A 13,125-nucleotide genomic window follows, 5' to 3' on the forward strand; every position below is an offset into this window, starting at 1 on the left:
TGATATTAATTAGAAATTGTGATAAAATAATGTCACAAAGGCAGGTGAAGAAGATATGCAAGAGACAACTACAACCCCCGAGCTGCTGCTTGAGAATCAACTGTGTTTTACCATTTACGCCTGTTCACGTGAATTCACAAAGCTATACCAGCCACATCTGGACAAGATTGGACTAACGTATTCCCAATACCTTGTAATGCTTGTACTGTGGGAACGACACCAGTGTACAGTTAAAGAGCTGGGAGAAGCGCTTTTTTTGGATTCAGGCACATTAACGCCGCTGCTGAAGAGGTTGCAGGCTGCCGGTCTGATTCTTCGCGAACGATCACTTCAGGATGAACGGAAGGTACTGATCTCCTTAACCGAACAGGGTAAGGCTCTACGGGGTGAAGCAGCATGCATCCCCGGAAAAATGGCGGAAGGTACGATGTTATCGGCAGATGAATTTGTGGGTCTGCTGGGGCAATTCAAGGACCTGCTTGCCCGTGTACACGAAGCCAATACCAATGCCGTAAAATAGCTTGTTTATGTAAAGTCAATGCAATCGTTCGCATTCCGGCATGAAATCGAGCGAAAATGTATGTATAAATCATGAAAGTTTTTAAGGAAAGCGTTTTTAAAACATGTTACAATATTCTGGGTTTCATATTATGGCGCTGGGCGGAAATCGGTTCAAAACGATATTTTCGTCCCGGATGTCATAGACAGAAACCTGTGCCGATTTCATATAATTCCGGCACGGGTATTCTGTATGTACCGGGATATTACTATATTTTACCGGTCTGGACCCGGCTTTGGACAATCAAAACGGAAAGCGGAATGGCAGCAGGCTGCCTGCTTCGCCACCGCAATACTTTAGGAGGCTTCCGGTATGAATATCCACGAGTATCAGGGAAAAGAAGTACTTAAGAAGTACGGCGTGGCCGTACCGAACGGAAAAGTAGCTTATACAGTGGAGGAAGCGGTAGAAGCCGCAGCGTCGCTGAGTACCCCGGTTGTAGTGGTCAAAGCGCAGATTCATGCTGGCGGACGCGGCAAAGCCGGAGGCGTAAAGGTCGCCAAAACAAGCGAAGAGGTTCGTGCATATGCGGAAGAGATTCTCGGAAAGACGCTGATTACCCATCAGACCGGGCCGGAAGGTAAGGTAGTAAAACGGCTGCTGATTGAGGAAGGCTGTCAGATTGTAAAAGAATACTATATTGGACTTGTTGTTGACCGTGGCTCCGGCCGTGTGGTGATGATGGCATCGGAGGAAGGCGGAACTGAGATTGAAGAGGTTGCGGCTACGCATCCTGAAAAGATTTTCAAGGAGATTATTGATCCGGCGGTAGGATTGCAGACGTTTCAAGCCCGGAAATTAGCGTACAGTATTGCGATCCCAACAGAACTGGTTAATAAAGCTGTCAAGTTCATGCAAGCGCTCTATTTGGCTTTTGTGGATAAGGATTGCTCCATTGCTGAGATTAATCCTCTCGTGGTTACGGGGGATGGAAACGTTATGGCACTTGATGCGAAGCTGAATTTCGATTCCAATGCCTTGTTCCGGCATAAGGATATTCTGGAGCTGCGTGACCTGGACGAAGAGGATGCGAAGGAGATTGAAGCTTCCAAATTCGATCTGAGCTACATCGCCCTGGACGGCAACATTGGATGCATGGTGAACGGTGCCGGACTGGCCATGGCCACGATGGATATTATCAAATACTATGGCGGTGAGCCGGCTAACTTCCTGGATGTAGGGGGCGGTGCCACCACCGAAAAGGTTACTGAGGCATTCAAAATTATTTTGTCCGACGACAAAGTAAATGGAATATTCGTCAATATTTTCGGCGGAATCATGCGTTGTGATGTTATCGCCAGCGGAGTAGTTGAAGCTGCAAGACAGCTTGGACTGACCAAGCCGCTTGTTGTCCGTCTTGAAGGCACCAATGTTGCACTGGGCAAGCAGATTCTTGCCGGGTCTGGGCTGAATATCGTAGCTGCGGATTCCATGGCGGATGGAGCCCGTAAGATTGTAGCTCTTGTGTAAAGACAATTCTAAGTAGGGATGTGACTATAGATGAGCATTCTTGTAGATAAAAATACGAAGGTCATCACGCAAGGGATCACAGGCTCGACCGGCTTGTTCCATACCAAGGGAGCCCTGGATTACGGTACCCAGATGGTAGGCGGGGTTACCCCGGGCAAAGGCGGGACCACTGTCAATATTACTTTGGACAATGGCAGTGAGGTCAGTCTGCCAGTATTCGATACGGTTGTAGCTGCCAAGGCAGCTACGGGTGCGACGGCAAGCGTAATTTATGTGCCGCCGGCTTTTGCTGCGGACTCAATCATGGAGGCAGTGGATGCCGGCCTTGAGCTGGTCATCTGTATTACTGAAGGAATCCCAGTGCTGGATATGGTAAAGGTTTCACGCTATATGGAAGGACGCCCTACCGTACTGATCGGCCCTAACTGTCCGGGTGTCATTACACCAGGGGAGTGTAAAATAGGCATCATGCCGGGATATATTCATATGCCTGGTTACGTGGGAGTTGTGTCCCGCAGTGGAACGCTTACCTATGAAGCGGTACACCAGTTGACTGAGCGCGGAATCGGACAGTCTTCAGCAGTCGGTATTGGTGGTGACCCTGTAAAAGGTTCGGAGTTCATCGATATTTTGAAGCTGTTTAATGAGGATCCTGGAACCAAGGCTGTTATTATGATCGGAGAGATCGGTGGTACAGCGGAAGAGGAAGCGGCGGAGTGGATCAAAGAGCATATGACCAAGCCAGTTGTCGGCTTCATTGGAGGTGTAACCGCGCCTCCGGGTAAACGGATGGGGCACGCCGGAGCTATTATTTCTGGTGGGAAGGGGACGGCCAGCGAAAAGATTGCTGTACTGGAATCCTGCGGTATCAAAGTTGCGCCAACTCCAGCCGAAATGGGCTCTACCCTTGTGAGCGTCCTGGAAGAACGCGGCATTCTGAACGCTTTTACGACTCACTGATATTTCACAATACATTTGCGTCCAGATTAGGTATAATCAGCTTATAAGGTAAGCAACCTTTTGTTCTCTTTCATGGGGATAAAAGGTTGCTTTTTTGGCGTTCGGCCTTTTTTTACAAGGAGGATTCCTGCTATACCTTACCTCAGGTTGGGATGCTTATTTTATTTAGAAGGCTTGCCTTCATCTAAAGGAGAGAAGTACATATGGAAAGACGCGGACTGTTGATCGGATTGAATGAAGTAGAGGGTGTTGGCTGGAAAACCATCGACAGAATTCTCCAAGCGGGACTTTTGACGGAAAATGCATTTTTGTGTAGCTATGAGGATTGGGTAAAAGCGGGGATCCCTGCGAAAATTGCTCAGAAGCTCGCTGCTGATTTTAATGAAGAATGGATTTGTACCCGCTGCTATTTAATGAAGGAAAGCGGTGTAGAGGCGGCTACTCTGTTGGATGAAGATTATCCGGAGCGACTTAAAGAAACGCCGCAGCCCCCTTGGGTGTTGTATTACAGAGGTAATCTGAAGCTCGCTTCCTGTCCTTCAATCGCAATGGTTGGAACCCGTGTGCCAACGGCCTATGGGCGTAAGGTTGGTGAAATGCTGGCTTCAGAGCTAAGTGCGGCAGGCTTCACAGTGGTAAGTGGCCTTGCCCGGGGCATTGACAGTGTCTGTCATGAAGCTGCACTGGGGAGCAAAGGCGGTACCGTTGCTGTGGTTGCTACAGGACTCGACAGGATATATCCTCCGGAGAATAGGGAGCTGGAGCGGCAGATTTCGCGTGAAGGCCTGGTACTCAGTGAGTATCCGCTGGGAACCAAAAGCCATCCCGGACTTTTCCCTCAGCGGAATCGAATTATTGCGGGACTTACACTGGGAACGCTGGTTGTCGAAGCGGATGCCCGGAGTGGCTCGCTGATTACCGCTGACGCCGCCCTTGAAGCCGGGAGAGATGTGTTTGCCGTACCGGGACCAATCACTTCACCCAAAAGCCGGGGAGCACTAGACTTAATTAAGCAAGGGGCAAAACTCGTAACCGGAGCCTCTGATATTATTGAAGAATACCTGTCGCACGTGCCTTCAAAGTCTATAGGAGATACAGAAAATGCCGTTTTGCTGCCGGTAGGTGAAGACAGGCTCAGGGAAAAGAAATTGACAAGTGAGGAGTCTCACCTATACCATATACTGCATCAAGGCCCTTTTACACTGGATGAGCTGCTGCTCAGAACGGGATGGGATTTTGGACATTTGCATTCAGTTCTGTTATCTTTAATCATAAAAAAAGCGGTATCACAATTACCAGGGGCAATTTATAAGGTAATTTAATATAGAAGGAACACTTTTAGGAGGAACAACCTATGGCGGAAGCATTGGTTATTGTCGAATCGCCGGCAAAAGCGAAGACAATTGGCAAATATTTAGGAAGTAAATATATCGTAAAGGCTTCTATGGGACATATCAGGGATTTGCCGAAGAGTCAGATTGGTGTAGAAGTGGAAAATGACTTCAATCCCAAGTATATTACGATCCGCGGTAAGGGTTCGATTTTGAAGGAACTTAAGGACGCCAGCAAAAAAGTGAAAAAAGTCTATCTGGCGGCTGACCCGGACCGCGAAGGTGAAGCCATTGCCTGGCATCTGGCGCATGCGCTGGATCTGGACAACACACAGGAATGCCGGGTCGTTTTTAATGAGATTACGAAGCAGGCTGTAAAAGATGCCTTCAAGACACCGCGCAAGATTAATATGGATCTGGTTAACGCTCAGCAGGCACGGCGTATTCTGGATCGTCTGGTCGGCTACAAGATTAGCCCGCTATTATGGAAGAAAGTCAAAAAGGGTTTGTCCGCCGGCCGTGTGCAATCTGTTGCCGTCAAAATCATTATGGACCGCGAGAATGAAATTTCGGCATTTGTACCTACGGAATATTGGAGTATTACCGCGAAGCTGGGCATTCGGGATTCACTCTTCGAAGCCAAGTTCCACAAACTGAATGGTGAAAAGAAAGAACTTGGTCAGGAAAGCGATGTTCAGGAAGTCCTGAAAGCAATCAAAGATGCTGCCTTCAAGGTAAGTGAAGTAAAAGAGAAAGAAAGACAACGGCATCCTTCCGCACCATTCACGACGAGCTCCTTGCAGCAGGAAGCAGCACGAAAGCTGGGCTTCCGTGCAGCCAAAACCATGTCTGTGGCTCAGCAGCTGTATGAGGGTGTTGAGCTCGGCAAAGAAGGAACGGTCGGTTTGATCACTTATATGCGTACCGACTCCACTCGTCTATCCGTAACCGCGCAGGATGAAGCCAAGGAATTGATCTTATCCAAATACGGTGAGAAGTTCGTCCCTGAGACACCTCGTCAGTATTCCAAAAAAGCCGCCGGATCACAGGATGCGCATGAAGCTATCCGCCCTACCTCTGCACTTCGCGAGCCTGAGATGGTTAAAGAATACATGAGCCGTGACCAATTCCGGCTGTATAAGCTGATATGGGAGCGGTTTGTTTCCAGTCAGATGTCTTCTGCAGTTCTGGATACGCTCTCGGTAGATATTACCGCAGGTGCTGCCGTGTTCCGGGCCGTCGGTTCCAAAGTGTCTTTTGCGGGTTTTATGAAGGTATATGTCGAAGGCAATGATGACGGAACCACGGATGAGGAAAAGTATTTACCTCCGCTCAAAGCCGGCGATGACCTGGTTAAACATGAGATTGAGCCGAAGCAGCATTTCACACAGCCGCCTCCGCGATACACAGAGGCACGTCTGGTTAAAACGTTGGAAGAGCTGGGAATAGGGCGTCCAAGTACTTATGCCCCTACACTGGAAACGATCCAAAAGCGTGGTTATGTGGCGATTGAAGAGAAGAAGTTCATGCCGACAGAACTTGGAGAATTAATCATCGAGCAGATGGAACAGTTTTTCCCTGAGATTCTGGATGTAGAATTCACGGCGCATATGGAAGGCGATCTTGACCATGTTGAAGAAGGCGCGGAGGATTGGGTAAAAGTATTATCTGAATTCTACACTTCCTTTGAGAAGCGGCTGGTGTTTGCTGAGGAAGAAATGAAGGAAATTGAAATTGAAGATGAAGTGTCGGATGAGCTGTGTGAGAAATGCGGCAAACCGATGGTATATAAGCTTGGTCGGTTCGGTAAGTTTCTGGCTTGCTCCGGATTCCCGGATTGCCGGAACACCAAGCCGATTGTCAAGGATATTGGGGTAAGTTGTCCGAAGTGTCATGAAGGTAAAGTCGTAGAGCGCCGTAGTAAAAAAGGCCGTGTCTTCTATGGCTGCGATCAATACCCTGGCTGTGATTTTGTATCGTGGGACAGACCATCCATTAAACCATGCCCTGTCTGCGGCTCATGGATGATTGAGAAGCGTAATAAGCAGGGGACAAAGCTCCAGTGCACTTCTTGCGATCATACCGAGGTTGTACTTGAAGGCGAAGAACTGGCAGAATAAATGCTCTACAGGAGGAAAGGAAATTGACAGAATTAGCTAAGGTTACAGTAATAGGGGCCGGCCTCGCAGGGAGCGAAGCGGCCTGGCAGATAGCTTCCCGGGGGGTTCCGGTTAGATTATATGAGATGAGACCTGTTGTGAAGACTCCTGCGCATCATACCGATCAATTTGCAGAACTGGTATGCAGCAACTCGTTGCGTGCCAATGGACTGGGTAATGCAGTTGGGGTGCTTAAGGAAGAAATGCGGCGTCTGGATTCACTGGTGCTGGGTGCAGCCGACCGTCACGCAGTTCCTGCTGGCGGAGCACTTGCTGTTGACCGTGATGGATTCTCCGGTGAAATTACTGCCAAACTGCACAATCATCCCCTAGTAGAAGTCATAAATGAAGAACTTACGCATATACCGGAGGAAGGGATCGTTGTGGTTGCGACCGGCCCGTTGACTTCTCCGGCATTATCCGCCGAGATCAAAGGCCTGTTAGGTGAAGAGTACTTTTACTTCTATGATGCCGCCGCTCCGATCGTGGAAAAGGATACCATCGACATGAGCAAGGTATATCTGGCCTCCCGTTATGATAAAGGTGAGGCGGCTTATCTGAACTGTCCGATGACGGAAGAGGAATTTGACCGTTTTTATGATGCGCTAATTTCTGCAGAGACTGCAGCAATCAAAGATTTTGAGAAAGAGATTTATTTTGAAGGCTGTATGCCGATTGAAATCATGATGAAGCGCGGCAAACAGACCGCCTTGTTCGGACCCATGAAACCGGTGGGGCTCTTGAATCCTCATACAGGTAAACTTCCTTACGCGGTTGTACAGTTACGTCAGGATAACGCTGCCGGAACGCTTTATAATCTGGTTGGCTTCCAGACACATCTGAAGTGGGGCGAGCAGAAACGGGTATTCTCACTGATTCCGGGCCTGGAGAATGCCGAGTATGTCCGCTATGGAGTAATGCACCGTAATACATTTATTAATTCTCCGAAGCTCTTGCATCCTACCTATCAAATGAAGGGCCGGGAAAGACTTTTTTTTGCCGGTCAAATGACGGGGGTTGAAGGTTACGTAGAGTCCGCTGCATCGGGGCTGATTGCTGGCGTGAATGCTGCGAGGGCAGCGCTTGGGGATGAAGGCCTCATCTTCCCTCAGGAGACCGTGCTGGGCAGTATGCCTGCTTACATCACGTCTGCCGATCCGGAACATTTTCAGCCGATGAATGCCAATTTTGGTCTATTGCCCAAGCTTGCGCAAAGAATCCGCAGCAAAAAAGAAAAAAATGAGTTTCTTGCTCATCGTGCCCTGGATAGTCTCGCCGCGTACGCCGCTCATACGGGCCTTCCGCACAATGAACCGGAGAATGCGGATCAGACTTCTCAATAAAAGAAGATATGCAGCAAAACTCATAAAGCTTAGGGTTATGCTTTCGAAGCAAGTTTTGTACGTAGATGATTCCTGGCAGTAACGCTCACAAAACTTTTAGGAGGTTGCTTAAATTATGTTACCTAGCTTTCATGCAACTACAATTTGTGCGGTGAGACATAATGGCCATGCGGCAATAGCAGGAGATGGCCAGGTTACATTTGGCGAGAGTGTTATTATGAAAACAACGGCCAGAAAGGTACGTCGTTTATATAGGGGGCAGGTTATCGCCGGCTTTGCGGGATCCGTGGCGGATGCGATTACGTTGTTCGAGAAGTTCGAGGGCAAGCTGGAGGAGCATCATGGAAACTTACAGCGTGCGGCAGTAGAACTGGCCAAGGATTGGCGCCAGGACCGCATTTTGCGGAAGCTGGAAGCGCTGATGATTGTGATGGATAAAGAAGGTATGCTGCTGATTTCCGGAAATGGAGAAATTATTGAGCCGGATGATGATGTGCTTGCCATCGGTTCAGGAGGTAATTTCGCGCTCGCTTCAGGACGTGCTTTGAAACGTCATGCCTCCAATCTAAGCGCTGCAGAAATAGCCAAAGAAGCGCTGACGATTGCATCCGAGATATGTGTGTATACCAATTCAAATATTATTGTCGAAGAACTGTAGGCACGGTGCCACAGAAAAGGGAGGAAGTCACAATGGTGAATCAATCGCTTACACCCCGGCAAATCGTAGCAGAACTAGATAAATATATTGTAGGCCAGAAGCAGGCTAAGAAATCAGTGGCTGTTGCGCTCCGCAACCGTTATCGCCGCTCGCTGCTGTCTGAAGACCTGCGGGATGAGGTTGTCCCGAAGAATATTCTGATGATCGGACCTACTGGTGTCGGCAAGACTGAGATTGCACGGCGTCTGGCCAAGCTGGTCAATGCCCCGTTTATTAAAGTGGAGGCCACCAAGTTTACAGAGGTTGGTTACGTTGGGCGTGACGTAGAGTCAATGGTCCGTGATTTGGTGGAAACCTCTATTCGTATGGTGAAACTGGAGCGGACCGAGAAAGTAAAGGACCGAGCTGAAGAAATGGCCAATGACCGGATTGTGTCTATTCTGGTGCCTGGGGGATCCAAAAATAAATCACAACGGAATCCGTTTGAGATGATTTTTGGCGGTAACAACAGCGGAAGCGATGATACCAAAGAAGAAGCGGAGGATGGCAGTCTTAGTGAGCGCCGCCGTGGAGTCAAGTTCAAATTGCTTGCAGGACAGCTGGAGGACGACATCATCGAGGTGGATGTTGAGGATACGGCACCTAATATGCTCGACATGTTCGCTGGACAAGGTAATGATCAGATGGGTATGAACATGCAGGAAATGTTCGGCAGTCTTTTACCTAAGCGGACCAAGAAGCGTAAACTTCCGATCAGAGAAGCACGGAAAGTCCTGATCCAGGATGAAGCCGCAAAGCTGATCGATATGGATGATGTCATTCAGGAATCGGTATCACGTGCCGAACAGTCTGGGATTATATTTATCGACGAGATCGACAAAGTAGCCAGTCAAGGCAAAGGCTCGGGACCTGATGTATCCAGAGAAGGGGTACAGCGTGATATCTTGCCTATCGTTGAAGGTTCTACAGTAATGACCAAGTATGGTCCAGTTAAGACTGACTATGTATTGTTTATGGCTGCTGGAGCTTTTCATGTTGCCAAACCTTCGGACCTTATACCTGAGTTGCAGGGCCGGTTTCCAATCCGTGTGGAACTGAGCAGTCTGACACTTGAGGATTTTGTCTCTATTCTGACTGAACCGGAGAACGCTCTAACGAAACAATATGTCAATCTGCTGAGAACGGAAAATATCGAAGTTCAGTTTCAGCAAGAAGCGATTTATGAGATCGCTAGGATTGCAGCCTCAGTAAACCAGAATATGGAGAATATAGGTGCGCGTAGACTGCATACTATTTTAGAGAAACTGCTGGAAGACCTATCTTTTGAAGCTCCTGAGCTTACTTTGGATACAATGGTCATTACTCCAGAGTATGTTCGTGAAAAATTGGTAGGAATCGCACAGGATCGCGACTTAAGCCAATATATCCTGTAGTACATTGAGACTTGGGACAATTCAAATTTAGGTATTTGGAATTAGCTATATACAAAATACCCCCTTAATCGGGGGTATTTATGTAATTATATGTTAAAAACAGTCATATCATGGCATTGAAAAGTAAAAAAATAGAAAAAACATGCTGTAAGCCCTCTCTTTTCAGAAAAGATAGGGCTTATTTCTTATTGTAATAATATACAAATTCTAAGAGAATCAATGTATATGAGATTGACATTATTTTTGTCCATCGACAACTTTCGACCTATATTCGGCAAGTGTGGAAGAATTTTAGCTTTTTTTGTCGAATCAAGCAGGAATTCGTAAGGCGTTTGTGGAATTCTTTTCATCACAAAGGTTTTGGAAGGGGGATTTCCATTGGGTTTATTGAACAGTGTCAGTTTTCAAAGATTGCAGGGAGGCCTAGATGCCGCCACCAAACGACAAAGTGTTCTGGCTAATAATGTAGCCAACGTTGACACTCCTAATTTTAAACGCTCTGATGTCAATTTTGAGAGCTTTTTACAGCAACAGGAGAGTGGACTTCAGTCAACACTTAATGCGAAGGTGACAGATTCCCGGCACTTCCAATTCGGAACAGGTACTATAGTACCAGCAGCAGTAGTCAGTACAGATGAAACTACATCAATGAACAATAACGACAATAATGTGGATATGGATCGTGAGCAGGCGCTAAGCGCTGAGAATCAGCTCAGATACAATGCATATGTAGAGCAGTTGAACAGCCAGATTACAATGATGCGTACAGTGGTTGAAGGGAGATAATGAGAAATGAACTTTGGTAGCAGCTTTGGAATCAGCGCTTCAGCATTAACCGCCCAGCGCTTAAGAATGGATGTGATTTCCTCTAACATTGCAAATGCAGAGACAACAAGAGCCTCTGTGGTTGATGGAAAAGCCGTTCCTTACCGGCGAAAGATGGTTGTACTTGAAACAGCCCAGAATGACAGCTTCTCCAATATCCTGCATTCGAAAATGAATAGTGGTGGAAGCCAAGGGGTTAAGGTACAGTCCATCATTGAAGATTCATCACCACTGAAGCCGGTGTACAATCCGAGTCATCCGGATGCGGATGCCGATGGGTATGTGTACATGCCAAACGTGGATATCACCAAAGAAATGGTGGATATGCTGTCTACGACTCGATCCTACGAAGCTAATCTCACGATGCTGAATGCATCCAAATCCATGGTAAGCAAAGCGCTCGAAATCGGGCGGTAAAATAAAATATAAAACACATCAGGAGGGAAACAGTTGATACAAAATTTAAGTATCGGGGCGCAGGCAATCAAGCCGTTAGCTATGAAAACCCCAGCTGCTGAGTCAACAACCGTTGAAGGTTCAGGCCAGAGCTTTAGTTCTTATTTGCAGAATGCTTTGGATCAGGTAGCGGGTCAAGAACAGCAGGCAAAAGATATGAATAACAAATTCGTCCTGGGTGAAGTCAATGTTGATCAAGCAATGATTTCTTCCCAACAGGCATTGCTGAGTTTGCAGTTGACTACACAAGTCCGGAACAAAGTGATTGAAGCCTATCAGGAAATTATGAGAACTCAAATCTAAATAATCCTAGCTTAGTTTCGGATGGGGTGACACTGTGAATGAAAGATTTGCCCAGTACCGGGAAAAAATTACCCAGTATTGGAACAGATTCAGCGGTAAACAGAAAATATTATTTTTTTCCACGCTGTTTATCATCATAATCATAATCGTAGTTTTATCGATGCAATTATCGAAGACGGAATACGAAGTGGCTTTTCAAGATTTAGATAGTACCGATTCAGCCGGAGTAATGAGTTACCTGGACACAGCTGGAGTTTCTTATCGCCTGAGTCCTGACGGTAAAAGCATCTCCGTCCCTAGTACAGATGCCGCCCGGGTCAAAGTGGACATTGGTTCGCAGGGGATTGTACAGGGGGGGTCAATCGGATACAAGGTTTTTGATGAATCATCGTCGATGATTGGTACAACGGACAGTGAGTTTAATGTGAAGTACAACAATGCTTTGAATGGTGAAGTAGAGCAGCTAATGAGAAGAATGCAGGGCATTAAAGATGCCAAGGTTCTGATCAATCTGCCCAAGGAAACTGTTTTTGCCTCACAGGAGGATCAAGAAAAGGCTTCTGCTTCCGTGGTGCTTAGTTTTGACCCTGGATTTCGACCATCCCAGGAAAATATCGATGGTTACTTCAACCTTGTGAAGACTGCTGTGCCAAACCTGCCGATTGACAACATTACGATTGCCAATAATGAAGTTGAATTAATGCCAACGGCCAAAGGCGGGCAAGCGGGAGTTTCTAGTCAGGTTGAAGAAAATTTCACTCTCAAAAAGAAATTTGAAGAGGAAGTTAAAAAGAATGTAAAGCAGTTCCTGAGTACACTCACGGGTCCGGATAAAGTTGATGTTCTAGTCTTCTCCCAATTGAATTTTGATAAGGAGAACAGACAGGAGAAACTGGTAACGCCGGTAGATACGGAGAATATGAAAGGGATTGAGATCAGCTCGCAGATTATCAGCAATTCCTATTCAGGTAAGGGAAACACTACCGGAGGGGTTGCAGGTACAGGCTCTCAAGATGTCGCGGGTTATCCAGCGGATACAGGTTCAGGAAATTCTTCTTCTGAGGAGTCTTCGGAGACGAGAAACTTTGAAGTGAACCATATCACTAAGGATATTATTGCAAGTCCATATTCTGTTAAAGATTTAACCATAAATGTTGCGGTTGAACCACCTGCAGGACAAACAACTTTGGATGCTACTACTTCGGCAGCCATTCAGAACATTTTGGTGAATATCGTTCGGGCATCTCTTGCTGATTCTGGTGTCACTTATACAGACGCAGACTTAGCTAAAAAAGTTTCGGTATATTCCCAACAATTCGGAAGTACGGATGCTAATGCAGCTGCAGGCGGACTTGCAACATGGATGATTTGGGCTATTGCCGCCGCTGCTTTACTGGTTGGTGCAGGAGGCGGGTTCCTTATCTACCGCAGCCGTAAGAAGAAGGCAGAAGAAGAAGTGGAAGAAGATATTCCGCTTCAGATTCCTACCGAATTCCCATCAATTAATATGGAGAGCGTGACGAACGAAAGTCAGGTTCGTAAGCAACTGGAAAGTCTGGCGAAGAAGAAACCGGATGAATTCGTAAATCTGCTGCGTACATGGCTAGCAGACGAACAGAGGTGAAATA

At 47.0% G+C, this 13,125-nt stretch carries 12 protein-coding genes; all 12 read left to right on the forward strand.

Going from position 1 to position 13,125, the window contains the following annotated elements; translation table 11 throughout:
* Window positions 1-55: 55 nt before the first annotated feature.
* The 12 genes from A3842_RS13675 (at window position 56) to fliF (ending at window position 13,121) form a co-directional block, all read left to right on the forward strand.
* Complete coding sequence (locus A3842_RS13675) at window positions 56-520, forward strand: MarR family winged helix-turn-helix transcriptional regulator (protein ID WP_074088073.1); 465 nt, start codon at window positions 56-58, stop codon at window positions 518-520.
* A gap of 351 nt (window positions 521-871) precedes the next feature.
* Window positions 872-2,029, forward strand: coding sequence for an ADP-forming succinate--CoA ligase subunit beta (gene sucC / locus A3842_RS13680; protein ID WP_074088075.1), 1,158 nt, complete (start codon window positions 872-874; stop codon window positions 2,027-2,029).
* Window positions 2,030-2,059: 30 nt separating this feature from the next.
* Complete coding sequence (sucD, locus tag A3842_RS13685; RefSeq protein WP_074101788.1) at window positions 2,060-2,989, forward strand: succinate--CoA ligase subunit alpha; 930 nt, start codon at window positions 2,060-2,062, stop codon at window positions 2,987-2,989.
* Window positions 2,990-3,192: 203 nt separating this feature from the next.
* On the forward strand, window positions 3,193-4,311 hold the full coding sequence (gene dprA / locus A3842_RS13690) for a DNA-processing protein DprA (protein ID WP_074101789.1): 1,119 nt from the start codon (window positions 3,193-3,195) through the stop codon (window positions 4,309-4,311).
* A 32-nt stretch (window positions 4,312-4,343) separates the two neighbouring features.
* Complete coding sequence (topA, locus tag A3842_RS13695; RefSeq protein WP_074101790.1) at window positions 4,344-6,440, forward strand: type I DNA topoisomerase; 2,097 nt, start codon at window positions 4,344-4,346, stop codon at window positions 6,438-6,440.
* Window positions 6,441-6,463: 23 nt separating this feature from the next.
* Window positions 6,464-7,822, forward strand: coding sequence for an FADH(2)-oxidizing methylenetetrahydrofolate--tRNA-(uracil(54)-C(5))-methyltransferase TrmFO (gene trmFO, locus A3842_RS13700; protein ID WP_074101791.1), 1,359 nt, complete (start codon window positions 6,464-6,466; stop codon window positions 7,820-7,822).
* A gap of 115 nt (window positions 7,823-7,937) precedes the next feature.
* Window positions 7,938-8,480: an ATP-dependent protease subunit HslV gene (gene hslV, locus A3842_RS13705; RefSeq protein WP_074088084.1), complete on the forward strand. Its 543-nt coding sequence runs from the start codon at window positions 7,938-7,940 to the stop codon at window positions 8,478-8,480.
* Between the two features lie 32 nt (window positions 8,481-8,512).
* Complete coding sequence (hslU, locus tag A3842_RS13710; protein ID WP_074088086.1) at window positions 8,513-9,913, forward strand: ATP-dependent protease ATPase subunit HslU; 1,401 nt, start codon at window positions 8,513-8,515, stop codon at window positions 9,911-9,913.
* 378 nt (window positions 9,914-10,291) lie between these two features.
* A complete protein-coding gene (gene flgB, locus A3842_RS13715) occupies window positions 10,292-10,699 on the forward strand; it encodes a flagellar basal body rod protein FlgB (protein WP_074101792.1) in 408 nt (135 codons plus the stop codon).
* Window positions 10,700-10,705: 6 nt separating this feature from the next.
* A complete protein-coding gene (gene flgC, locus A3842_RS13720) occupies window positions 10,706-11,155 on the forward strand; it encodes a flagellar basal body rod protein FlgC (protein ID WP_074088089.1) in 450 nt (149 codons plus the stop codon).
* A 33-nt stretch (window positions 11,156-11,188) separates the two neighbouring features.
* Window positions 11,189-11,497, forward strand: coding sequence for a flagellar hook-basal body complex protein FliE (gene fliE / locus A3842_RS13725; protein WP_074101793.1), 309 nt, complete (start codon window positions 11,189-11,191; stop codon window positions 11,495-11,497).
* A 34-nt stretch (window positions 11,498-11,531) separates the two neighbouring features.
* The gene (gene fliF, locus A3842_RS13730; protein WP_074088092.1) at window positions 11,532-13,121 is read left to right on the forward strand and encodes a flagellar basal-body MS-ring/collar protein FliF; all 1,590 of its coding nucleotides are present in this window, start codon (window positions 11,532-11,534) and stop codon (window positions 13,119-13,121) included.
* The last annotated feature ends 4 nt before the right edge of the window (window positions 13,122-13,125 follow it).

The organism is Paenibacillus sp. P3E, assembly GCF_001909045.1.
Taxonomy (GTDB): domain Bacteria; phylum Bacillota; class Bacilli; order Paenibacillales; family Paenibacillaceae; genus Paenibacillus_AQ; species Paenibacillus_AQ helianthi.